Annotated in this window: 20 protein-coding genes and 1 pseudogene; 6 read left to right on the plus strand and 15 right to left on the minus strand. The window is 61.0% G+C overall.

Annotation, left to right across the window (positions count from 1 at the left end):
* Positions 1-3 precede the first annotated feature (3 nt).
* The 8 genes from HNQ36_RS01475 to HNQ36_RS01510 all read right to left on the minus strand — a co-directional run bounded on the left by HNQ36_RS01475 (position 4) and on the right by HNQ36_RS01510 (position 7,727).
* Entirely contained in the window at positions 4-2,970 is a 2,967-nt protein-coding gene (locus HNQ36_RS01475) for a formate dehydrogenase subunit alpha (RefSeq protein WP_184082180.1), read from the minus strand.
* A gap of 13 nt (positions 2,971-2,983) precedes the next feature.
* Positions 2,984-3,208, minus strand: coding sequence for a hypothetical protein (locus tag HNQ36_RS01480; RefSeq protein ID WP_184082181.1), 225 nt, complete (start codon positions 3,206-3,208; stop codon positions 2,984-2,986).
* Positions 3,209-3,251: 43 nt separating this feature from the next.
* Entirely contained in the window at positions 3,252-4,034 is a 783-nt protein-coding gene (locus tag HNQ36_RS01485; RefSeq protein ID WP_184082182.1) for a molecular chaperone TorD family protein, read from the minus strand.
* A gap of 114 nt (positions 4,035-4,148) precedes the next feature.
* The gene (locus HNQ36_RS01490; protein WP_184082183.1) at positions 4,149-4,847 is read right to left on the minus strand and encodes a DUF3306 domain-containing protein; all 699 of its coding nucleotides are present in this window, start codon (positions 4,845-4,847) and stop codon (positions 4,149-4,151) included.
* Entirely contained in the window at positions 4,844-5,353 is a 510-nt protein-coding gene (locus tag HNQ36_RS01495; protein WP_184082184.1) for a DUF3305 domain-containing protein, read from the minus strand. The genes HNQ36_RS01490 and HNQ36_RS01495 overlap by 4 nt, the downstream gene beginning before the upstream one ends.
* Positions 5,354-5,378: 25 nt before the next feature.
* The gene (locus tag HNQ36_RS01500; protein ID WP_184082185.1) at positions 5,379-6,398 is read right to left on the minus strand and encodes a DUF6352 family protein; all 1,020 of its coding nucleotides are present in this window, start codon (positions 6,396-6,398) and stop codon (positions 5,379-5,381) included.
* Positions 6,395-6,967 carry a DUF6505 family protein gene (locus HNQ36_RS01505; RefSeq protein WP_184082186.1) on the minus strand — a complete coding sequence of 191 codons (573 nt, stop codon included), beginning with the start codon at positions 6,965-6,967 and terminating at the stop codon, positions 6,395-6,397. The genes HNQ36_RS01500 and HNQ36_RS01505 overlap by 4 nt, the downstream gene beginning before the upstream one ends.
* Before the next feature lie 7 nt (positions 6,968-6,974).
* Positions 6,975-7,727, minus strand: coding sequence for a biotin/lipoate--protein ligase family protein (locus tag HNQ36_RS01510; protein WP_184082187.1), 753 nt, complete (start codon positions 7,725-7,727; stop codon positions 6,975-6,977).
* 146 nt (positions 7,728-7,873) lie between these two features.
* On the opposite strand from HNQ36_RS01510, the gene HNQ36_RS01515 reads away from it, so the two are divergent.
* The 4 genes and pseudogenes from HNQ36_RS01515 (at position 7,874) to mobA (ending at position 12,344) form a co-directional block, all read left to right on the plus strand.
* Positions 7,874-9,913 carry a 4Fe-4S binding protein gene (locus HNQ36_RS01515; RefSeq protein ID WP_184082188.1) on the plus strand — a complete coding sequence of 680 codons (2,040 nt, stop codon included), beginning with the start codon at positions 7,874-7,876 and terminating at the stop codon, positions 9,911-9,913.
* A 45-nt stretch (positions 9,914-9,958) separates the two neighbouring features.
* A pseudogene (locus HNQ36_RS01520) lies at positions 9,959-10,804 on the plus strand (Mrp/NBP35 family ATP-binding protein); the annotation flags it as partial.
* A gap of 66 nt (positions 10,805-10,870) precedes the next feature.
* On the plus strand, positions 10,871-11,722 hold the full coding sequence (locus HNQ36_RS01525; RefSeq protein ID WP_430641344.1) for a formate dehydrogenase accessory sulfurtransferase FdhD: 852 nt from the start codon (positions 10,871-10,873) through the stop codon (positions 11,720-11,722).
* Positions 11,715-12,344, plus strand: a complete 630-nt coding sequence (gene mobA, locus HNQ36_RS01530; protein WP_184082190.1) for a molybdenum cofactor guanylyltransferase MobA — start codon at positions 11,715-11,717, stop codon at positions 12,342-12,344. Before HNQ36_RS01525 ends, mobA begins: the two co-directional genes overlap by 8 nt.
* A gap of 10 nt (positions 12,345-12,354) precedes the next feature.
* On the opposite strand, the gene HNQ36_RS01535 is transcribed toward mobA, so the two are convergent.
* The 5 genes from HNQ36_RS01535 to HNQ36_RS01555 all read right to left on the minus strand — a co-directional run bounded on the left by HNQ36_RS01535 (position 12,355) and on the right by HNQ36_RS01555 (position 18,142).
* Positions 12,355-14,304 carry a molybdopterin biosynthesis protein gene (locus HNQ36_RS01535; protein ID WP_184082191.1) on the minus strand — a complete coding sequence of 650 codons (1,950 nt, stop codon included), beginning with the start codon at positions 14,302-14,304 and terminating at the stop codon, positions 12,355-12,357.
* Between the two features lie 9 nt (positions 14,305-14,313).
* Positions 14,314-15,435 (minus strand): molybdopterin-binding protein, encoded by a 1,122-nt coding sequence (locus HNQ36_RS01540; protein ID WP_184082192.1) that lies wholly within the window; start codon positions 15,433-15,435, stop codon positions 14,314-14,316.
* A 434-nt stretch (positions 15,436-15,869) separates the two neighbouring features.
* Positions 15,870-16,706, minus strand: a complete 837-nt coding sequence (locus HNQ36_RS01545; protein WP_184082193.1) for an ABC transporter substrate-binding protein — start codon at positions 16,704-16,706, stop codon at positions 15,870-15,872.
* 18 nt (positions 16,707-16,724) lie between these two features.
* The gene (locus tag HNQ36_RS01550) at positions 16,725-17,447 is read right to left on the minus strand and encodes an energy-coupling factor ABC transporter ATP-binding protein (protein WP_184082194.1); all 723 of its coding nucleotides are present in this window, start codon (positions 17,445-17,447) and stop codon (positions 16,725-16,727) included.
* Positions 17,448-17,449: 2 nt separating this feature from the next.
* Positions 17,450-18,142 carry an ABC transporter permease gene (locus HNQ36_RS01555; protein WP_184082195.1) on the minus strand — a complete coding sequence of 231 codons (693 nt, stop codon included), beginning with the start codon at positions 18,140-18,142 and terminating at the stop codon, positions 17,450-17,452.
* A gap of 89 nt (positions 18,143-18,231) precedes the next feature.
* On the opposite strand from HNQ36_RS01555, the gene HNQ36_RS01560 reads away from it, so the two are divergent.
* Both HNQ36_RS01560 and HNQ36_RS01565 read left to right on the plus strand, forming a co-directional pair.
* Positions 18,232-19,125 carry a substrate-binding domain-containing protein gene (locus HNQ36_RS01560; RefSeq protein WP_184082196.1) on the plus strand — a complete coding sequence of 298 codons (894 nt, stop codon included), beginning with the start codon at positions 18,232-18,234 and terminating at the stop codon, positions 19,123-19,125.
* Between the two features lie 164 nt (positions 19,126-19,289).
* Positions 19,290-20,573 (plus strand): c-type cytochrome, encoded by a 1,284-nt coding sequence (locus HNQ36_RS01565; protein WP_347339943.1) that lies wholly within the window; start codon positions 19,290-19,292, stop codon positions 20,571-20,573.
* On the opposite strand, the gene phnN is transcribed toward HNQ36_RS01565, so the two are convergent.
* Both phnN and HNQ36_RS01575 read right to left on the minus strand, forming a co-directional pair.
* On the minus strand, positions 20,557-21,135 hold the full coding sequence (gene phnN, locus HNQ36_RS01570; RefSeq protein WP_184082198.1) for a phosphonate metabolism protein/1,5-bisphosphokinase (PRPP-forming) PhnN: 579 nt from the start codon (positions 21,133-21,135) through the stop codon (positions 20,557-20,559). The genes HNQ36_RS01565 and phnN overlap by 17 nt on opposite strands.
* The gene (locus tag HNQ36_RS01575) at positions 21,132-22,289 is read right to left on the minus strand and encodes an alpha-D-ribose 1-methylphosphonate 5-triphosphate diphosphatase (RefSeq protein ID WP_184082199.1); all 1,158 of its coding nucleotides are present in this window, start codon (positions 22,287-22,289) and stop codon (positions 21,132-21,134) included. Before HNQ36_RS01575 ends, phnN begins: the two co-directional genes overlap by 4 nt.
* Positions 22,290-22,293 lie beyond the last annotated feature (4 nt).

The following is a 22,293-nucleotide window of genomic DNA, read 5'->3' on the forward strand; positions in this document are numbered from 1 at the left end:
CTCTCACGCCGATTGAATTTGGCACAGGGTCGCCTTGCCCTCGTGCATGCCGGTCACTGGGTCGTAGCCATAGCTGGTGATCGTGTTGACACTTTCGCCGAGCACGATCGGGTCCGCGCCCTTCGGATACTTGGAGCGTTGATCGACGCCCTGGAACCAGCCGGAGAAGTGGAAGGGCATGAACGCCACGCCCTTGCCGACGCGATCGGTGACTAGCGCCTTGACGCGAGCCTTCGATCCATTTTCCGGGCCGAACACCCAGACCCATCCGCCGTCCTTGATGCCGCGTTCAGCGGCATCGGCTGTATTCACCTCGACGAACATGTCCTGCTGCAATTCGGCGAGCCAGCGGTTGGAGCGCGTTTCTTCGCCGCCGCCCTCGTATTCCACCAGACGCCCGGAGGTGAGGATGATCGGGAATTGCTTGGCAAGTCCCTTGTCCACCGCCGCCTTCTGGATCGAGAAGCCGAGATTGGCCATGCGGAACTGGCGTCCGTCCGGACGTGTCGGATACTTGGCGACCAGTTCAGGACGCGGCGTGTAAATCGGCTCGCGATGCACCGGCACCGGATCCGGCAAATTCCACGCCACCGCGCGGGCCTTGCCGTTGCCATAGGCCATCACGCCATGCTCAAGCGTGACACGGATGATGCCGCCCGACAGGTCGACCGCCCAGCCCACGCCGTCCGGGTTGTTGCCGCCGATCTTGTTGATGGTCGCCAGTTCGGCTTCGGTGAGATCCTTGTCCCAGCCGAGTTTCTTCAGCACGCCGTAGGTGAACTCCGGATAGCCGTCGGTCAGTTCCGAGCCCTTGCTGTAGGAACCTTCCGCAAGCATGTTGACGTTCTTCACCGATCCGTCTGGCTGTTTTTCCTCGTAGACCACGCCGAAGCGCGCGCGGAACGTGCCGCCGCCGTCTTTCGCATGGAGATTCGTGTTGTAGAGCGTGTGAGTGCCCGGATGCCTGATCTGCGGCGTGCCCCAGCAGGGCCACGGCAGCCCGTAATAGTCGCCGCCGATCTCTGGCTCATCCTTCTTTGCACGCAGGGTCACCAGGTCGAACTTGCCCTGATTCTTCATGTGCGCCTTGAGACGTTCCGGCGACTGGCCGGAGTAACCGGTTGAGAAGCCGCCGCGATTGATTTCGCGTAGCAGGTCTTCGGCCGATGGACGATTGTTTTCGACCTTGATGTTCTTGAACATCGGATCGGCGAAGCCGAGTTTCTTCGAAAGCCGGTAGATGATCTCGTAATCATCCTTGGATTCGAAGATCGGCTTGACGATCTGCTCGCCCCACTGGAGCGAACGATTGGATGCCGTGCGCGAACCCGACGTCTCGAACTGTGTACAGGCCGGCAGCAGGTATGTACCGTTCTTGCGCTCGGAGATCGCCGCGAAGGTGGTGGGATGCGGATCCGCGACAACCAGCAATTCGAGCGCTTCAAGGCCCTTCACCATTTCGGTCATGCGCGGGATGGTGTTGCCACCGTGCCCCATGATGACCACGCCCTTCACTGTGTCGCGCTGATCGACGTCGTCCGGCTTGGCAAGTGTCGCATCGAACCAGCGGGTCCACGGGATACCCGGCAATTCCATGTTCTGCTTGCGGGTACGGGCCGGACGACCGGCCTTTGCCGGCACTTCGTCGAAGCGGGACTGGAAGTAATCGTAATCGACTTCCCATACGCGAGCCCAGTGCTTCCAGGCGCCTTCGACCAGACCATAGTAAAGCGGCAGCGAGGTGATATCGAGGCCGATGTCGGTCGCGCCCTGCACGTTGCAGTGGCCGCGGAAGATGTTGGCGCCTCCTCCGAACACGCCGACGTTGCCGGTCGCGAGCAGAAGATTGCAATACGCGCGAACGTTCGCCGTGCCGACAGTGTGCTGCGTGCCGCCCATGCACCAGATGAACGTGGAAGGACGTTGCTTGGCGAATGTCTCGGCGACCTTCTTCACTTGTTCGCCGGGAATACCAGTGACGCGCTCAACTTCTTCCGGAGTCCACTTCGCAACCTCGGCGCGGATCTGGTCCATGCCATAAACGCGCTGGGCGATGTACTCCTTGTCTTCCCAACCGTTGGCGAAGATGTGGTGCAGCATGCCCCAGATCACCGCGATGTCGGTGCCGGAGCGGAAGCGCACGTATTCGGTCGCATGTGCCGCGGTGCGCGTGAAGCGCGGATCGAGCACGAAAACGTTGGCGCGGTTGATCTCTTTGCCCGTCAGAATGTGCTGGAGCGAAACCGGGTGCGCCTCGGCGGCATTCGATCCCATGAAGACGATGGTCTTCGAGTTGCGGATGTCGTTGTAGGAATTCGTCATCGCGCCGTAGCCCCAGGTGTTGGCAACACCCGCGACCGTGGTCGAGTGACAAATGCGCGCCTGATGGTCGATCGAGTTCGTGCCCCAGAACGCGGCGAACTTGCGGAACAGGTAACCGCCTTCGTTGGAGAACTTCGCTGAGCCCAGCAGATAAACCGAGTCGGCGCCGGATTTGGCGCGGATCTCAAGCATCTTGTCGCCTATCTCGTTGATGGCCTGATCCCAGCCGATCTTCTGCCACTCGCCGTTGACCAGCTTCATCGGGTATTTCAGGCGGCGGTCGCCGTGCACCAGTTCGCGAACCGACGCACCTTTGGCGCAATGCGAGCCACGGTTGAGCGGGCTGTCCCAAGCCGGTTCCTGACCGACCCAGACACCGTTCTGCACTTCGGCGATGACCGTGCAGCCCACCGAACAATGCGTGCAGATGTTCTTTTTGATTTCGGTTGGCGCACCGACGATTTTCGGACCGGCCTGCGCCTTGCGCACCGATCCCAACGGCATCAGTCCGACAGCAGCCCCCGCGCCTGCCACCAAGCCGGAGCGGCGCAGAAACGAACGTCGGTCAAGAACGCCGGAAGCGAGGCCAGCAGCAATGCCCTGCAAGCGTGTGCGGCCGGCAAATCCTTCTTTTCGCTTGATCAACATGTGCGTGCTTCCATCAATAACGGTTGACGCGATAGAAATTCTTGACGTGATCGGTTTCCCTGTAGCGAGCCTTCTTGGCGTCCTTATCCGACTCGGCCGCTTCAGCTTCGCCGGTCAGCGGCACCACCGCCGCAGCTGCAACCGCTGACCCGCCCATCATGAAAAAACTGCGACGGTCGAAACCTTTTGCATCCTGCGGCTTGTCTGCGGGTATCTTGCTCTTGGACGGCTTGCTCATCGCGGTATCCTTCCAGTCAATTTCCCAAATTTCGCTTTCGGCCTCACTCGGACAGAGTGAAGGCCTCTGATTCCAGTTCCATGAAGACGCGACCAACGCGCCCGACGGCGCGATAGAATTTGACGGATTGCGAAATTTCGAGATCGGCAAACATCCGCACAGCCCAGGGCTTCAGATGGCGCTCGAAGAACCGCGCTTGCGCTGCGAAGTCCGCATCGAAGTCGTCGCGCGCGAGACCGGCCATGACCTCGAGCAGAATCGCGATGTGATCTTCCGGCTCACGTGCGGAGCCCGCGCGCTCGATCCCCAGCATGTCAAAATCTTCGCGGACCCGTGCGAGCGGCCGCTCGTGAAGGAATCCGGTCAGGTAGTACGAGGCATAAGGCAGCAGTTCGCCGCGTCCCAAGCCGATGAACAGATCGAAAAAATCCTTGGAGATCGCGCGCTCGTCGAACTCCGTAGCTGCTGCTGCGAGTTCTATATGTGCCATGCCGAGGTCAGACGCATCGCCTTTCAGCATCGCAACTTTGGACAGCGTGTCCGCAGTGGGCGCCCTGCCCATCAACAACGACAGCAGGCCGTACTCCGCGGCGCGGAGCTGATCAATTTCGTCGATGTCTGATTTCACATGATCTCCCGCTGATCCGTAGAGGTCGGGGCGGAGAACGAAGCGAGAGACTTGCGTGAGGGACTCAACAGCGAGAACGCGTTCAGCTGGAATACGCGACCACGCCGAAACTGAGGGCTGAGCAATTCCAATAGCTCTCGCCAGAGAGGCGACGCCGCCTGCTGCCTTGATTGCCCGCTCTAATCCTGAGTCCCGCATGGTTCGAACCGAAGCCCTCCCACCGTGCCTTCAAATCAGGCATCTTCCTTTATTGGAACTATTCTAGTTCTAAATTTGTATCATAGGTTCGTCCTATGTCTCAAAGAATTTTGTCTAAACCCTTGGTTTTGCAGTGCCATGGCGTCGCACGTCTTGTTGCGGTGCACTAGACTCGTTGAACACAGCATCCTCTGCGCGTTCAATCAGAGCGTGCTCAGCTTGAGCTTGATCACCCGAGACCGGATTTGAAGCTGTCGCCGGCACAGACAGCCTCACTTGCTGAAGCGGCAATATCGGCTCCGGATTTTGCGGCGCATCAACGTCTGTATCGCTGCTGGCACCATCGCTTGCGTCACCATGCGACCCGCCCGGCTCTTGCGGACCGGAGGCGACCGGATCGCTGCCCATGATCTGCAGAACCATTTTCGCGATGTCCGTACCCGCCGCGAGTTCGCTGCTTCCGGGCACGCCGCCGGGCGTATTCCAGTCATAAGCGTAGTCGAGTGCGGGATTGACATAGTTGCGGACGGCCGAATCCAGCGCCCAGGATTTCCGTAGCGCCGCGTTGCGCAAACTCTCTGGCACGCCCTTGCGCAGGAAGCCGGTGATATCGGTGGTTCCCGTGATCTCTTCCAGTTTCGGCAGGCTTGAGAGGTCGAACTGCTCTTCGGCGTCGCTTGCCACAGTCGGCGCGGGCAAGGCCTCCGCCTCATCAGCCGGCTCTACAGCCGTTTCCGGAAGCTTCGCCTCGCGTTTGCGCTGCGACCAGCGCGACAGAAAACTCTTGTCGTTCTCCTTCTCGTCATGGCTCATGCATCGTCCCTCCGTCCGCCGGATGGATCTTCACCGCGCCTGCGGTCATCACTCGTCCCATCGCGTTTACGCTTGTGGAAGACATGTTCGACGTGGAATTCATCGACGAAGGCGGCGACCCAGGACGCAATATCCGGCGACATCGGAACTGTGCCGATCACATCGGTGCCACTTTCGAACAGCGCCTCCCCTTCGGTCGGATCGGCGGTCACTTTTGTCAATTCAAGCTCGGCCCCGCCGTCCTGACGCCGAAGCGCGATCCAGATTCGAGGCGCACCGTCGGCAAGATTGTCGCGGTAGTTAGCCGTATCGGTGCTGAACAAATCGATCGTCGCAGGGCCGGCATAATACAACGTCGCATCGGCCTCCTGCGACAGCACCGTCCAAGGTGCAGTCGCCGGCACGTCGTCCAAGACTGTCACAGGCGACCACATATGGTCGATCCAGGGATTGTCGATGACGCGGCGGCGCAGCACCACGCCAACTTCACGAGATATCTCGGTCATTGCAGATCCTCCCGTTGCCGGTGAATCACGTGACATTCGCAGTGGACGCGAGCGGCAAGCCCGCGACGAGATTTTGCGGCTTCAGGCGCACTATCTTATCCGCGTCCATCGCCAGAATGAGGTAAACGGGCTTGTTGCCCACGCGCTCATCGACAAAACGCACGTCCTCAAAGGTCAGACGCATCAAGGCGACAATCCGCCCGGCCTCATCCGAGCCCGGCGTATCTCCGTTCCAGAGAGCGTTTCCGATCCGGGTTCCTTCGCTGTCGAGGCCGACGAACCAGCGCCAGTCTCGGTCCTCTATCGACGCGACCGTCTCTGCCTTCACGGCGACGCCCAGAAGATGGGCGATCCAGCGTTCAATCACCCGGCAGAGCGCATCGCGCGCTTTCGGATTGCCGCCGAGATTCATAACCATCGCATGGGCATCCGACCGCGACCAATAGGTCCAGGCATTCGCGTCATCCATGACGTCCATCTCGCCGAAGGCCTGCGGCTGCAGTATCGCGGTCAACGGCGAGGAATGAAGATCATGTTGCGCATAATGTTGCGCTTCGACGACTTCGGCGTCGGCGAGCAGCAGCGCGCCGTCGTGAATCGTGGCCTTCTGACTGCGGTAGAACAATTCAGCGGCGCGCAGAATATAAGGATCATCGCAGCCCTCGAGCGCGTTGCGCAGGATCAGGTGGCATAACTGCGAAAGAAAGATCGGCGGCAGGTCGGTTGCGCCCTTGCGTGCCAGCGACACATACACGGCCTCAAGCGAAGGTGCCGCGAGAAGCCGATCGCGGAAGGTCGTCATGAACGTCCAGTTCTCGCGCGCGTCAGCGTCGGCAAGTGCGGCAATATCGGCTTTCGAGACCGGCCGAAGCGGATCCGCCAGCAGACCAGCATGCAGATTGCGCTCGGCGTCGCATGCGTCATCGGGCGGCATCAATTCCGGCCGCGCCAGATACGCCATGATTAGCTCCGGCGTCGCAATCAGCCCCCCGTGATCGGCGCGGCGCGTAAGGTGATGACCTGAAGCGACCCAGAATTCTCTCATGCACGATCAGCCTTGAGACGATCGGTCTTGCTCAGTCCGAGAAGGTCCACCTCTTCGGCCGGCTCGTCGCCCTCGATCTCATGAAAGGTAAATGCAGGTGCATGGCTATGCAATCGATCCGAACCTGCTTCCGCCTCGCGCGGCTTCAGGGTGCGAAAACGCTCGCGAATTTCGCCGTTCTCAACAGTCCGTTGCACAGCCAAAATCGTCTGCGGCGGGTGGTCGCACAAGGACGCTGCGAATGCGACCTCCTCCTGGGCCGCAGCGAGCGCGGCTTCCATCTCCGGCGCACCGAATTTTGTTACCAGTTGCTCCGCTAGCCGCACGATCACGCCCTGCCGTTCGACCTCAGTTGCCTCAGTCACGACTGCAAGCGTCGACCACCCGAGACTATCGATACCGAGAAAACCGGATCGCAGCGCCACGCGCTGCTTCTGGCCAAGCGTCGCAGGATTGCAGTCCCAGAATACAAACGCGCCGGACACGGCCCACTCGCCGGGCTCGGCGGCACGCTCGAACACGAATGTGTCCGAGGGATCGAGCCTGATAGTCCGTGGCAGTTTCAGCATGTCCGCCTCACCCGAGTTTCGGTGCGCGGTATTCGGGATCATACCATGAGACCTTCGCCAACCCATCGAGCAAACTGTTGCGCTCCGGTGGCCCTTTCGCCGCACCGACGAGCAGATCACCGTTGACGTCGATGCCGCGCCGCTCGCCGGCGTTCTCCCTGGAAAGCCGCGCCAGATAGTCACGCGCCACCGGATCAAAGCCGCGCTCGTTCCATTGATCGAAGGCCGTCATGAGATGCCGGGCGAAACTGCCGATCATCGCCTCGGTATCGACCATCTCAAAGCCTTCGTTCAGGAGGGCAACCCCGCTTGCCGCCTCGACCTCTCCGACATGGGCCATGTCAGCGGCGCGCAGGATGACGCCAAACACCAGCCACGCCGGGACTTCATCCTCGCGGCAGTCCTTCGGCCAGCCAAGTTGTCCTCCGCCCAACACACCGCCGTCGAACAGGATCGTGTCCGGCCAGGTAAACTGCACCTCCCGTTCCGGCGGACAGTGCACCGCAATAGCGTCCCCGATCGCATTCATGCCGGCAAAGAATGCTCGGCGAGCCGACGCCAACGGCTCATCCGGTTCTAGGACAACGGCGAACTCGACTAGATCGTAGCGCCGGACCCAAACTAATGTTCCCGCGCCGGCTTCGGCTGCGATGCTGCAGCCGTGCGCGAACGCATCGCCGTATTCGCGAAGCGATACGAGCGTGTAGCCCGGAGGGAGATCGAGTAGTTGCTCCATTTGCGCCGTGCGCGAAACCATCATCGTAGAAATTTTCCCTAAGCTCTTTGTATTTGGGCAGTCTATGCTATCCCGGTCAAGGTGGCGGCTGCTTGCGCAAGCCGCTGCCGCGGCACCATATGATTGACATAACCACTCTGAGCAGACGCCAAGGGTCAAGGTTGCAGATCATGAACAGCGCAAAGTCCCGCCTTCTGGTTTGCAGTTGCGAAAAGACCATGCCGCTTGACGCGCAGGCGATCGGGCGTGGGTGCACGGCGCACATGACGCAGGCCAACCAGCTCTGCGGTCTGGATCTTGCCCAGTTCAAGGTGGCACTTGCTGAAGGCGAAGCGATCACGGTGGCGTGTACGCAGGAAGCACCGCTGTTTAAGGAGGTCGCCGAGGAATTCCCTGACGTCCCCCTCACCTTCGTCAACATTCGCGAAAACGGTGGATGGTCGAAGGATGCGGCAGCAGCCGGGCCAAAAGCTGCGGCGCTGATCGCCGCAGCCGCGGAAGAGATGCCACCGATCTCGCTGGTCACGCTCGAAAGCGGCGGTGTCGCGCTGATCTATGGTCACGACGATGTTGCCATCGACGCAGCCAGACGTCTCGCCGATCGCCTCGACATCACAGTCATTCTCACCAAGCCCGGCGACGTGACGCCGCGCGCAGTCAACGAGTTTCCCGTGTTCAAGGGAACGATCCGCAACGCGCGCGGATATCTCGGGCAATTTGAACTGACCATTGATGACTATGCACTGCCGGCGCCTTCCTCGCGGAGCAAGCTCGTGTTCGGGTCTTCACGCGACGGCGCGACCTCGAACTGCGATCTCATCCTCGACCTCAGCGGCGGCCTGCCGCTGTTTCCGGCCCACGAACTACGGCCCGGTTACCTGCGCGTCGATCCGCGGGACCGCGCCGCCGTCGAGAGGGCGATTGCGGACGCGGGCAACCTCGTCGGCACTTTCGATAAGCCGCGCTTCATCCATTTCGAGGAATCGCTCTGCGCGCATTCGCGCTCGAACATTACCGGCTGCACGCGCTGCCTCGACTTGTGCCCGACCGGCGCGATCACTCCGAACGGCAACGCCGTCGCAATCGATCCCAACGTATGCGCCGGATGCGGGTCGTGCGCTTCGGTCTGTCCGACCGGAGCTGCATCCTATTCGCTGCCGAGCGCAGATGCGCTGATGCGCCGCTTGCGCACGTTGGTGCAAACCTATCGTAAAGCCGGCGGCGAACAGGCTGTCGTGCTCTTTCACGACGGCGATCACGGCGAGCCACTGATCGATGCACTGGCGCGATTCGGTGACGGCTTGCCCGCCAACGTGCTTCCCGTTCGCGTCAACGAAGTTACACAGCTCGGACCGGAATCCCTCGCAGCGGTCTTCGCCTACGGCGGTACAGGTATCGCGCTTCTGATGCGCGCGCAGCCCCGGCATGAAACGGCTGGACTGCGCCGCGCTGCCGACATGTCGGGGACGATCGCCGCTGCGCTCGGCTTCGGCGAAAGCCTCGTCCGAATTCTGGAAACCGACGATCCGGATCAGTTGCGAGCGATGCTCGACGCCATGCCCGCCGGTGTTACGTCTCCGAATCCGGCGAACTTCGTTCCGCGCGGAGCCAAGCGCGGCGTACTGGAAACAATGTTCCGAGAACTGCATCTGGCGGCTCCCACTCCGGTTGACGTCGTTCCGCTGGCGCCCGGCGCGCCATTCGGCAGCGTTCAGTTGAATGTCGAAGGCTGCACGCTTTGCCACGCTTGCGTAACCGCCTGTCCCACGAACGCGCTCTCCGATAATCCAGACCGGGCGATGTTGCGCTTCACCGAAAGTCGTTGCGTTCAGTGCGGGCTTTGCGAAGCCACCTGCCCCGAGGATGTTATCACGCTGGAGCCGCGCCTCGACTTCCAGGCGTGGAATGCACCACTGCGCGTGTTGAAAGAAGAAGAACCATTCCATTGCATCGCCTGCGGCACACCATTCGGCACCAGAAGCTCGATCGAGCGCGTGCTGTCGAAGCTTCAGGAAAAGCATTGGATGTTCGAAGGCGCCAACGCGCGGCGACTCGATGTCATCAAGATGTGCGCGGATTGCCGCGTCGAGGCTGTCGTCAATGAGAGTTTCGATCCACACGCTGCGCCACAACGCCCGCCCGTGATGTCCACGGAGGATTATCTGCGTGCGCGCGAAGCAAAAAAGAACGATCCTTTCGGATCGCAATGAGCCGGCGCGCCGCGATTGTGGTCGATCAGGAGATCGAATTTGTCAGTTACCCATCCTACCCCAAACGCACCCGCGACATCGAAGGCGGCGGGCATTCCTGGTGTGAGGCACATCGTTGCCGTGGCGTCCGGTAAGGGCGGCGTCGGAAAATCGACCACCTCATGCAACCTTGCGCTCGGTTTCGCCGCGCTGGGATTAAAAGTCGGCATTCTCGATGCTGACATCTATGGTCCCTCACAGCAGAAGTTGTTCGGCCTGCGCGGAAAGCCGCGCCTGCTGGGTCCGCGCATGCTGGAGCCGCTGGAGCGCTTCGGGGTTAAGGTGATGTCGATCGGGTTCTTGGTCGAGGAAGATAACGCTATGGTCTGGCGTGGGCCAATGGTGATTTCGGCTATCACGCAGATGCTGCGTGAGGTCGCGTGGAATAATCTCGACATTCTCGTCGTTGATCTTCCGCCGGGCACCGGAGATGCGCAACTCACCATGGCGCAGCAGACGCCGCTGGCGGGTGCCGTCATCGTCTCGACACCACAGGACATTGCGCTGATCGATGCGCGGCGCGGCATCGAGATGTTCAAAAAGGTCAATGTGCCGATACTGGGTCTGATCGAGAACATGGCGAGCTTCTGTTGCCCGACCTGCAACCACGTCACGCCGATCTTTGGCCACGGCGGCGCGCGGCTTGACGCCGAAAGGCGTGGCATCCCCTTTCTCGGCGAAATCCCGCTCGACATGACGATTCGCCAAACCTCCGATGACGGCCGTCCGATTGTCGCCACCGATCCTGAAGGCGTTCACGCGAAACGCTATATCGACATTGCACGCCAGCTCTGGATGTCCATCACCACTGGTGCTACGGCCAGACCAGCGCCGCGTATCGTGATCGAGTAAGCCATGACCGAAGCAATTCAAACCAAGCCGAAAAGTGCGAGGAAGGACCTGCCCGCGCCGCGCGTGATGCCGGATCCGCAAAATCCGCGGCTGACGGAGCGCGTCATGGGCATCGACCAGACCGGCGCGCCCATCGAGATCAGCGTACCGGTCGAGCGTCCGCTGACTCTCTATCTGAACTCGCAGGAGATCGTCACCATGATGACGATCAACGACTATCCGGAATATCTCGCGCTCGGCTATCTCCTCAATCAGAACATGCTGAAGCCCGACGATGTCGTGACAGAAGTTGTCTACGACGACGATCTGCAGGTGGTAGTCGTCTACACTGAGCGTGGTACCAATTTTGAAGAGAAGCTGAAGAAGAAAACGCTCACCTCCGGCTGTGCACAGGGCACCGCCTTTGGCGATTTGATGGAGGCCATCGAGGGCGCAATCCTGCCTAGCGCGAAGTTGCGCACCTCATGGCTTTATCAAATGACTCACGCGATCAATACTGCCCCTTCGCTCTATCTCGAAGCAGGTGCTATTCACGGCTGCGTGCTGTGCAAGGAAGGCGAACCGGTCTGCTACATGGAAGATGTCGGCCGCCATAACGCGGTCGACAAGATCGCGGGCTGGGCATGGCGCCACAAAGTCGATGTCGCCGACAAGATCATGTACACCACCGGCCGCCTCACGTCCGAAATGGTGATCAAGACAGTACGAATGGGCATTCCCATTCTTGTGTCGCGTTCAGGTTTCACAGCATGGGGCGTCGAACTGGCGCGCCAGGTTGGTCTGACGCTGATCGGCCGGACCAAGGGCAAGCGGTTCATCGCGCTGTCCGGGCAGGAACGGATCGTCTTCGACCAGAGCCTCGAGTTTGTCGCGGAGGAATCCGCGCGGCATCGGCGCAAGGGCAGTGACGATGACTGACGACCGGCCTTCCACACTTGGCGTGCTCCTTGCCGGCGGACTGGCGCGGCGCATGGGCGGCGGTGACAAGCCGATGAAAACCATCGGCGGCCGCACTATTCTGGAACGCGTGATCGAGCGGCTTGCCCCGCAATGCGACGGACTCATTCTCAACGCGAATGGGGATCCCGCGCGCTTCGCGTCGTTCGGATTACCTGTCGTCGCAGATACTGTTGAGGGATTCGCCGGCCCCCTCGCCGGTGTACTGACAGCTCTCGACTGGGCCGCCTTGCACCGACCTGATGTCGAATGGGTGCTTAGCGCAGCGACGGATTGTCCGTTCCTGCCGCGCGATCTGGTCGCACGGTTGCAGCATGTGCGGATCGAGCAAGGTGCACAGCTCGCGGTCGCAGCCTCCGGCGAGCAGATCCATCCGGTGATCGGACTTTGGAACGTCGCATTGCGCGGCGAACTGCGGCACGCGCTGGTGGTGGAAGACATGCGCAAGATTGATCGCTGGACCGCCCGATACAAGCTGGCGACGGTGACATGGCCGGATAAGCCGATAGATCCGTTCTTCAACGCCAACACGGTCGAAGACGTCGCGGAGGCAGAGCAACTCGCAGCGCTCGACGGTGTCTGATCTGAACGAACTACGCCGAACGGAATCCCGCTTGCTCCAATGCTTTCTGAACTTCCGGTGACGCAAGCGCGTCGAGAAATGCCCGAACCGCAGGACGTTGTTTTCGTGCCGTCACCAACGCAAAATCGTAATGCTCTTCGGCGAACGGAATGAAACCCAGTCCGGCTGCACGCGCAACTGGCGCGATGGTCATGCCCCAGTCGGCACGATTCTGCGCGACCGCTGCCGCCACCGCATTATGCGAGCGCGGCTGATTCCAGTAACCGTCGGGCCGTGCATCTCCCAGCAGACGGTCGATCAAAATACGCGTACCCGCGCCCTGATTGCGGTTGACCATCAAACAGGAAGGGTCCTTCAGCGCAGCGCGCACCGCGTCTTCGGCATTGAGGCCTTCAAAGCGCTTGTCGCCAGCGCGGAATACGATGCCCTGCATGCGCCGATAGCCCGGCACAAGCTCAAGGCTCTCGACAAGAAAGGGCGTGTTGTATGTGTCTGTCTTCTCATCGAGCAGATGGATCGGTGCGAGATCGCATTCGCCGCGCCGTGCCGCGGACAATCCGCCAAGACTTCCCACCGAGATCGATCGCACCGACAGACCGGCCCGCGCCAGCGGCGCGGTGACAGCATCGAGTCCCGTGCAATGGCTGCCGACAATGACCAGATCAGGCACGCGGACATGCGGCGTGAACAATGTCACCTCCGCCTGAGTGCCCGCCGGCATTTGCTCGGCGAGCGCATCGATCTTCAGAAACCCGTCAGCCTGAGCAAACGACGTGATTGCACCTGAGCCCTTGCCGGTCGGATACGCAACCAATCCGTCATCACCCTCGACCAACGAGACCATCACGAATTCCGTCCGGCCCAGCTCCGAGGCAATCCGCACCGGCACCTTCGCCGTTACGCGCGCATCGTTGCGCGGCGGAAGTCCCGCAAGCCGGCGCAGCACCGGCACGATCATGTCGTGAAACGTGAACATTGCCGACGTGGGAAAACCCGGCAGGATAACAACGGGCGTACCGTCGCATACCGCGAGGCACAGCGGCTTGCCGGGCTTCAGCGCGACGCCGTGCGCGATAATGCCTGGTTCACCGAGCCGCGCGACGATACGGTGGGAGACATCGCCCTCGCCTTTCGAGGTGCCGCCGGACAGTATGAGCATGTCGCTGGTCGCAAGCCCTTCGCGCATGACATGTTCAAGCTCGTCCTCGTCGTCGGGAAACGCACCTAGAAAATGCGCTTCGCCGCCGTTCTCGGACACCGCAGCCGTCACGATAGCTCCATTGGTGTCGAATATCGCGGCGGGACGGAGAGCTTGGCCGGGTTGAACAAGTTCATCCCCGGTAGAAATTATCGTCACGCGCGGCTTCTTCACTACGGAAACGCGAGCGACGCCGGACGCAGCAAGCATGCCGATTTCGCGCGAGCCGATCAGCGTGCCCGACCGCAGCAAGACTTCGCCGCGCGCAATGTCAGATCCTGCATAGGACACGGACTGCCCGGGCGACGTCGCGCGCCTGATCTCGATTGTGCCCGAACCTGCAGGTTGCGTGTGCTCGACCATGACGACCGCGTCGGCACCGCGCGGAATGGGACCACCCGTCGCAATCGGCGTCGTCATACCTTGCGTCACGGGCAATTGCGGCGCGGTGCCGCATGCGATGACCTCGCCGCTCAGGCGCAGACGAACCGGCAATGCCTCGCCAGCCGCGACGAGATCCGCGGACCGCACGGCAAAGCCATCGACGTTGGAGCGATCGAATGGCGGTACATCGACAACCGCAACCACATCGTTCGCCAGCACGAGCCCAGCCGCATCGGCTAGCGCGAGGTCGTCAGCCGTGAGGTCACGCGGAAATAGCGCAGCTTCAAATCGCGCAAGCGCCTCCTCACGGGACAGAATTGTCAGAAACTGTTCCTGGTCGATGCTTGCGTTGCCTGGCGGCGGCTTCGGTTTAATCATCTCAAAGTCTCACGTCATATCGCGAAGGGGAAATGCGCCGATCGCCGTCCCTGCGGCATAGCCCTCGCTGTCTCCCGGTACAACGAGCCATGCGTGGCTGCGGACAATAGCGTCCAGCGAAAGTTGCCCGGCGGCAACCGGCATCCACTTGTCATCCAGCGCTTCCAGCAACACGATCTCCGCAACACCAACGGACGAAGAAACCTTGCGCGCAAGGGGGCGAACGATAGCCTGTCGCCGCAACCGCGCCGTGAGCATGTCCAGTGCCGGCTGAACCAGCATCAAGCAAACCGCCAACGCTTGATCGGGAGCACCGGGAGCGGCGATAACCGGCGTTGTGCCGATCTTTGCGACCGCCGCTGTGCGCCCCGGCTGCAGCGCAAGTCCGTGCGCTAAAACAATTCCATGTGCTGCCAGCGCCTGAACCGTTGCATCGCTGCGGCCGAGGCCGGTACCGCCGACGGTTATCAGCAAATCGTAAGCGCCTTCGCCCACCGCCGCAAAAATGCTGGCGGCGTCGCGGCCCTTTGTCTGTACACCAACCGCTCGGGCGCCGACTTTCACAAACTCCATAATGAATTGCGAGGATGCGGCACTGCCGTCGGTGGACGTGACATCGATGACGCACACGCGCGGAGACCGAATCTGGATGCGGTCCAATCCTATAGCGTGGAGAGCAAGTCTATCGCGCGCGTTCACCTGCCGCCCCGGCGAAATAATCGAGCGCCCAGCGGCAACGTCGTCTCCGGCCCGGCGAATGCCGTGACCGGGAACCGCCTCAGCGAGAACCTGAAACATCGGTCCGGTCTGTTCGACCAGATCAGCATCAAGCACGCAGTCACAATGCTCTGGCAGTTGATCACCCGCTTCGACCCATATAGGCGATGCAGGTAGCGGCTGCGGAGAATAGGACGATGCGCCGGCGATATCGCGCGCCCGCATTGCCCAGCCGTCGGCGACCGCGATACTGAACGCTGGATGGGCCGTTCGCAGCGGTGCAACCTCAGCTGCGATGCCACCGACAGAATCTGCAAGCGACAAGCCGATGGGTTCAACCGGTCCCACACCGTCAAGCAGTAAACGAAGGGCGACATCGAGCGGGGTTAACACGGCCGGCAAACGCTGTGTCATCTTGACGCCCGATGACCGCTCGTTGTGAGGCATGTCAGCAGCGGGCGCTCAGGAACCATCTCTAGTATGGGACGTTGATGAGCAGGTTTCATTCAGTTCTTATAGCCGCAGAGGTTCAAAATGCGCACTCGAGTCATCGTTGCTGCTGCTGTTGCGGGGTTGTTTGCTGCAACGCCGTTACTGGCGCAAACCTCCGCGCCTGCAGCCGAAAAGCCTGAGACGAGTTGCAATACTACACCATCAGGCACGACTACGGGCAATGCCGACACAAAAGCTCAGACATCGACAAGTATGGAGAAGAGCGCGATTCTGCCCTCGGCAGGTGGGCACGCCGATTCCGCCGCCCCGACCGTGCAGAGCGACGGAAAACCAATGGCGGTGCGGCCCGATTGTCCGCCTGAAACGAAGAAATAAACCCTCGCCCCAGTCCGCTCTCAGGACGCCTTTTTCTCGGCGTTGGGGAAGAAAAGCTGCTTGCCATTGACCTGGTAGGCCGAGATAGCGTTCTGACCTTCGGTTGAGATCAACCAGTCGATAAAGCTTTGGCCGAGGTCCTTCTTCACCGCCGGATGCTTCTCCGGACTCACCAGGATAACGCCATACTGGTTGAACAACCGCTTGTCTCCCTCGACCGCGATCACGAGATCACCGGGGTTCTTGAAAGAAAGCCAGGTGCCCCGGTCGGAAACCACGTAGGCATTCATCGCCCCGGCAGTGCTGAGCGCGGCGCCCATGCCCTGTCCGATCTCCCGATACCACGGCCCCTTGGCCGTCTCGAGATCGACGCCCGCCTGTTTCCACAGCGCAAGTTCAGCCGAATGCGTGCCAGATTTGTCGCCGCGAGAGACGAACGGCACGGCTTTTCCCTGAATAGCCTTCAGTCCGGCGACAATATCCTTGGTTCCACCAACACCTGCCGGATCGGCTTTCGGGCCGATCAGGACGAAGTCATTATACATGACATCGAAGCGCTTCACGCCGTGCCCTTCGGCGACGAATTTTTCTTCCTGCGACTTGGCGTGTACGAAGACGACATCGGCATCGCCGCGTCGCGCGGTATCCAGCGCTTGTCCGGTGCCCTGCGCGATGACTTTCACCTCGATTCCGGTTTTGGCCTTGAACAGCGGCAAGATGTAACCGAACAGGCCGGAATCCTGCGTCGATGTGGTCGAAGCCACGACAATGGATTTATTCTGCGCAGAGGCAGGTGTTGCGAACGCCACCGCGAGCAACGAGAGCGCAAAGGCAAAAGAAGCGTATCGGCGTTTCATGACACATCCCTCCAGAGTTCAAATAACGAGATCGCCGCGCACGAAAGCCGCAGCCTCGGGCGTCGTTGGCTTCTTGAGAAAATCTTCCGCAAGCGTCTGCTCGCGCACTGTGCCGCGCACCATGAAAACAACGTCTCCCGCGAGCCGCCGCACCTGGCCGAGATCGTGCGACGCCATCACGATCTTGATGCCGGATTGGGCGGCAATCCGAATGATCTCCTCCACGCTGCGCGTGGCCGCAGGATCGAGACTCGCGGTGGGCTCGTCGAGCAGCAGTAATTCTGGATCTCTTGCCAAAGCGCGGGCCAGCGCCAGCCGCTGCTGCTCGCCGCCCGACAAGCGGCGAGCAGGACGCAGAGCCAGATCCGACAGGCCCACGCGCTCGAGCAACTCGGCCGTGCGCGTAGCCAGTTTCTCCGGCGGATAATCCGCATGGGTCAGCCCGTAGGCGACGTTGGCCGCTACAGTCCGGCGCAACATGACCGGCCGCTGGAACACGAACGCGCGGCGTGTCGGCTTTGCGTTGGCGCGACCGCCCCATGTGATGCGGCCTTCGGTCGGCACCGCAAGCCCCATGCATAGGCGCAGCAAGGTGCTCTTGCCCGCACCGTTGGGCCCAATAACAAGCGTCGGCGAACCAGACGATAACGTCATGGTGAGGCGATCGAGGATCGTCGTGACGCCGGCCCGTACTGAGACGCTATCAAGCATAATCGGAAGGTCGGTCACCGGCGCCCGCATTGTCATCCCGCCTGCCGTTCGGACCAGACCCGTGCACCCCATGCCGCCGCGTTGATCGCAAGTACGATCACCACAAGGATGATGCCCAGACCGAGCGCGAGCGGCAGATTGCCCTTCGACGTTTCGAGCGCAATCGCCGTGGTCATGGTGCGGGTAAAGCCTTCGATGTTGCCGCCGACAATCATGACGGCGCCGACTTCCGCCGCCGCGCGTCCAAATCCTGCAAGCAGCGCGGTCAGCAGACTGAAGCGCGCATCCCACAATAGCGTCGCTATGCGGCCGAGCGGCCCGACGTCCATCGCCGACAGTTCGTCGCGGTACTCGATCCAGAGATCTTCAATGGTTTGACGTGTCAGGGCTGCAATGATGGGCACGATCAAGATCGCCTGCGCGATGATCATCGCCGTTGGCGTAAACAGGATGCCGAGGTTGCCGAGCGGTCCGGAGCGCGACAGCAGGAGATAGACTGCGAGACCAACAACGACGGGCGGCAGCCCCATGAAGGCATTGACGAACACCACAATCGCGCTTCTTCCCGGAAAGCGCATCAGCGCAAGCAATGCACCGAACGGCAAGCCGACAATGGCAGCGAGCACGACCGCGGAAAGGCTGACGGCGAGAGACAGTCTGACAATGGCGAACAGAGCCGCATCGCCGCTCATGATCAATTGCCAGGCACTCAACCCATCCAGCATGACTTCCCTCTTTCAGAGTAGTAGTCCTGCATATTTTCCAGTCATGTCAATGGATTGAAAAGAAGCAGGAATATGCATACAAATGCAGGATGGATTTGCTAACGACCAGTGAGGCATCGGAGTACCTGCGGCTCGGAGAACGCAAGCTCTACGAGCTGGTGGCCGAGGGCGCGATCCCATGCACCAAGGTGACGGGCAAGTGGCTTTTTCCGCGTGAAGATCTTGATCGATGGGTGCTGTCCGGATTAATGCGGCCGGCCGGCATGGGTCATGCGGATGCACCTTTGATCGTCGGCGGAAGCCAGGACGCCCTGCTTGAGTGGAGCTTGCGGGAATCCGGCTCCGGCCTCGCGACGCTTGTTGAAGGCACCGAGAGCGGCGTCGGCCGGGTGCTGCGCGGTGAAGCAATCGCCGCGGCGATCCATTTCCATACCGAGCATGCCGTTCAGGATTCAAGCGAGGACGCCAACGTCTCTGCGGTGCGCGCGCTAGCCACTTTGCACGATGCGGTGCTTGTCGGATTTGTGCGGCGCGAACAGGGCCTCCTGCTTCAACCGGGAAATCCGAAGGATCTCACCAGCATCGCGGGAGTTCTCGCGTCCGGGGCTACCATGGCTGTCAGGCAACCCGGCGCGGGCGCTCAAATGCTGCTCGATGCACTCCTGAAACAGCATGGCGCGAAGCCGAAGGATCTGCGCCGACTCGATCCGCCCTGCCTGACCGGACCTGATCTGGCGGCAGCGATTCGTGCGGGTCACGCCAATTGCGGCATCGCAACGCGCGCAGCCGCCAAAGCAGCCGGTCTCGATTTTGTGCCGCTGCTATGGGAGAACTTCGATCTCCTGATGCATCAGCGTGATTACTTCAAGCCATCCTTGCAGGTGTTGACGAGCTTCATGTCGAAGCCCCTGCTCAAACAGCGCGCGAATGATCTCACCGGCTACGATACCACGCCGGCCGGCACGATCCGCTATTTCGCCTGACATGCGGCTTCACGTGCCTCCAACGAACCTGTCCGCATCGGTTTATTGAGCCTGATTTTCGTGCTTCGATACGATTCAGGGACTGATCAAGAGTTCCGAGGGAACCGCCGGTGCGAGAAACTGACCGTCATGGCAGAAGGTATCCGTTACGTCTCACGCTCTTGATAGGAGCGTTGATTGCTGCGCTCGGTGCCACGTCTGCTGTCGCGCAATTACGGGGGCACGGCGGGCCGGTTCGCGCACTGGCAATTTCTTCCGACGGGCAGACTCTGCTCACGGGAAGTTTTGACGGCAGCGCGATCCGCTGGTCGCTTGCTCGCGATGCAGCCGAACAGGTTCTTCGATTTCACGCCGACGCCGTCAACGCAACCATGCTGCTTAAAGACGGCCGCGCGGCAACCGCAGGCGCTGACGGGCGTATCGCAATCTGGAGTTCCGGCAAGCAGCAGCCTGACACTGTACTCGAAGGCCATACAGCGCCAATTGCGGCGCTCGCATTGTCGCCGGACGGTGCAACTCTTGCTTCGGCATCGTGGGATCATACCGCCAGACTCTGGCCCCTTGCAGGCGGCGCACCGCGCATACTCGAAGGGCACACGCAGAACGTCAACGGAATTGAATTCAGCGCTGACGGCAGGAACCTCATCAGCGTCAGCTATGACCTGACCCTCCGTATCTGGCCTCTCGATAGCTCCGCCGCACCGTCCATTGTTACCCTGCCCACACCACTCAATTCGGTTGTCGCATCCAGCGACGGTGAGATTTCCGCCGCCGGTGCCGATGGAAAAATTTACTTCCTCGATCGCAAGGGCAAGCTCGTCGGCGACGTCGTCGCAGGGCCAATCCCGGTGATCGCGATGGCAATGTCGCAGGATGGCGCACTGCTCGCGGCAGCGGATGTCCGGGGGTCGGTCGCGATCATCGACCGCAAGGCGCGCACGCTTGCTCGCAGGCTGGTCGGACCGGGGCTTCCGGTGTGGTCGGTCGCGTTCATGCCAGACAACGGCACACTTCTTACTGGTGGTGCGGACAGCGTGATCCGGCGGTGGAATGCGCTGACAGGTGAGCCTATCGGGGCGACCATTCAGGAAAATCCGAACGACCCACTTGCCGCATATGCGGGTGACCGCGGAGCAGAGATTTTTCGCGCCTGCGTGGCCTGCCATACGCTCACGCCAGACCAGGGCAACAAGGCCGGTCCGACGCTGTCAGGCATTTTCGGCCGAAAGATCGCAACCTTGCCGGGTTACAATTTCTCTGAGCCGCTGAAGAAGCTCGATATCATCTGGACGTCGGAAACGGTGTCGAAACTCTTCGAGATTGGCCCTGCGGCCTACACACCCGGCACAAAGATGCCCGAACAACGCATCGGCTCGGACGAAGACCGCAAGGCGCTTGTGCAGTTTCTCTCGCGCGCGACGGTGCCCCCTGTCAAACCCGACCGATAGCCCTCAATAGCTCGGCGGCGCGATCCTCCGCCAGGCCGACATTGTTGATGACCACATCAGGTACAGGAGCAACAACCGCTCTGCGAAGTCTATCTCCGATCTGTCCGTCGCTCGGGCGGGCCCGCGCGGTTATCCGTTCCGCGAGAACATCCGGCGGGGCAGTTACCGAAATCACTGTTACATTGGCATACGATCTGCGCGCGAACTCAATGATGGTGCGGGACGCATTCACGATGACGGCGCGCCCTGCCCTTATGTCTTCAACAATCGAAGATGGCACTCCATAGCGCAGACCGTGCGCTTCCCATTGAAATGCGAAATTGCCGTGAGCCAGCATCTGCCCGAACTGCATCTGGCTGACCGCCTCGTTGTTCTCAAAGGAAGAGGCTTCCCGCGTCACCACCCGCTGCGGAAACACGATGTTGTTGTCATCAGCACATGCCACCTGCGCAAGCCCGATGAGCGTGTCTTTGCCGGCCCCGCTCGGCCCGACAACCAGCACAAGCCGGCCGGGCCCAATCAAATCCATGCTGGGAGCAGGCAATGTCGCCACGTCGCTCATGCTACCCGATGTCCTTCACGCCATACGCTGCGGACCACCGGCAGATCACGGGCGAGATGCACGCGGATCAAATCGGCACGCTTGCCAGCAACAATCTCTCCCCGATCGTTGAGTCCGACGGCCTCAGCAGCCGTTTTGGTCACCGTCCGCACCGCCGATGCCAGATCGATCGCGGGCACGTGCCGAGGCAGCTGCAACGCTGCCATCAAGAGGCTCGATGGAATGTAGTCCGACGACATGATGTCGAGCAGGCCTTCGCGGGCGAGATCGATCGCGGCGATGTTTCCGGAGTGCGATCCGCCACGCACCACATTTGGCGCGCCCATCAGGACAGCTATGCCCGCCTGATGTAGCCCGCGCGCAGCCTCCATCGTGGTCGGAAATTCCGCGACCGACACGCGATCGCGGATTGCATCGGTGACGTTTTCCTCGGTCGTGTCGTCATGACTGGCAAGCGGAATGTTGTAGCTGTGCGCGAGCGCCACAATCTCGCGCATGTTGGCCTCGCCGTAGCTCTTTTGATAGAAAAACCGCCGCTCGAACATCACATCGAGTTCGGCGTCCGTCAGGCCGCCGCTCTTGCCTCGGTAATAATCGCGCAGCTTGCCTTCGTCGCGAAACTGGCGCTGGCCCGGTGTGTGGTCCATCAGGGACATCAGCCGCACGTCGGGGCGGCCGACCAACTCCTTCGCCTCTTCCACGACACTCGGCATTGGAATTTCGCAGCGCAGGTGAAGGAAATGCTCTGCACGCAGCAACTTCGCATCGCGAGCTGATGAAATCGCCTCCGCCAGTATTTCTGCCTGCCCGTCGACATCCTCGGCGCCCTCCTCGCGCCACACACGCAGGGAATCCAACACCGTGGTGATGCCACTGGTGGCGAGTTGTCCGTCATAAGACACCACGGCGGCAACCGGATCCCATAACACCTTCGGGCGCGGCACATAGTGCGCTTCCAGATGATCGGTGTGCAGTTCGACCAGCCCGGGCATCAGAAGATCGCCGTGCATATCTTCGCCGCGCTCGGGCGCGTCGCCCTCGCCAACCTCTGCGATCATTCCGTTGGCAGTTGCAACCCAGCCACGTTCAATCACACGGTCCTTCAGGACGACCTGGGCATTGCTGAAGATTCTGTCGGCTCGTTCGGAAATCATTCTC

Origin of the sequence: Afipia massiliensis, from assembly GCF_014203115.1 — a bacterium.
Classification (GTDB): Bacteria; Pseudomonadota; Alphaproteobacteria; order Rhizobiales; family Xanthobacteraceae; genus Afipia; species Afipia massiliensis.

Coding starts and splice junctions, on each gene's coding strand:
- HNQ36_RS01525 (WP_430641344.1), top strand. CDS start 10,871: ATGCCGGATCCGCAAAATCCGCGGCTGACGGAGCGCGTCATGGGCATC.
- HNQ36_RS01535 (WP_184082191.1), bottom strand. CDS start 14,304: ATGATTAAACCGAAGCCGCCGCCAGGCAACGCAAGCATCGACCAGGAA.
- HNQ36_RS01495 (WP_184082184.1), bottom strand. CDS start 5,353: ATGACCGAGATATCTCGTGAAGTTGGCGTGGTGCTGCGCCGCCGCGTC.
- HNQ36_RS01560 (WP_184082196.1), top strand. CDS start 18,232: ATGGATTTGCTAACGACCAGTGAGGCATCGGAGTACCTGCGGCTCGGA.
- HNQ36_RS01510 (WP_184082187.1), bottom strand. CDS start 7,727: ATGATGGTTTCGCGCACGGCGCAAATGGAGCAACTACTCGATCTCCCT.
- phnN (WP_184082198.1), bottom strand. CDS start 21,135: ATGAGCGACGTGGCGACATTGCCTGCTCCCAGCATGGATTTGATTGGG.
- HNQ36_RS01550 (WP_184082194.1), bottom strand. CDS start 17,447: ATGCGGGCGCCGGTGACCGACCTTCCGATTATGCTTGATAGCGTCTCA.
- HNQ36_RS01555 (WP_184082195.1), bottom strand. CDS start 18,142: ATGCTGGATGGGTTGAGTGCCTGGCAATTGATCATGAGCGGCGATGCG.
- HNQ36_RS01475 (WP_184082180.1), bottom strand. CDS start 2,970: ATGTTGATCAAGCGAAAAGAAGGATTTGCCGGCCGCACACGCTTGCAG.
- HNQ36_RS01490 (WP_184082183.1), bottom strand. CDS start 4,847: ATGAGCCATGACGAGAAGGAGAACGACAAGAGTTTTCTGTCGCGCTGG.
- mobA (WP_184082190.1), top strand. CDS start 11,715: ATGACTGACGACCGGCCTTCCACACTTGGCGTGCTCCTTGCCGGCGGA.
- HNQ36_RS01485 (WP_184082182.1), bottom strand. CDS start 4,034: ATGCGGGACTCAGGATTAGAGCGGGCAATCAAGGCAGCAGGCGGCGTC.
- HNQ36_RS01500 (WP_184082185.1), bottom strand. CDS start 6,398: ATGAGAGAATTCTGGGTCGCTTCAGGTCATCACCTTACGCGCCGCGCC.
- HNQ36_RS01575 (WP_184082199.1), bottom strand. CDS start 22,289: ATGATTTCCGAACGAGCCGACAGAATCTTCAGCAATGCCCAGGTCGTC.
- HNQ36_RS01515 (WP_184082188.1), top strand. CDS start 7,874: ATGAACAGCGCAAAGTCCCGCCTTCTGGTTTGCAGTTGCGAAAAGACC.
- HNQ36_RS01505 (WP_184082186.1), bottom strand. CDS start 6,967: ATGCTGAAACTGCCACGGACTATCAGGCTCGATCCCTCGGACACATTC.
- HNQ36_RS01480 (WP_184082181.1), bottom strand. CDS start 3,208: ATGAGCAAGCCGTCCAAGAGCAAGATACCCGCAGACAAGCCGCAGGAT.
- HNQ36_RS01540 (WP_184082192.1), bottom strand. CDS start 15,435: ATGACACAGCGTTTGCCGGCCGTGTTAACCCCGCTCGATGTCGCCCTT.
- HNQ36_RS01545 (WP_184082193.1), bottom strand. CDS start 16,706: ATGAAACGCCGATACGCTTCTTTTGCCTTTGCGCTCTCGTTGCTCGCG.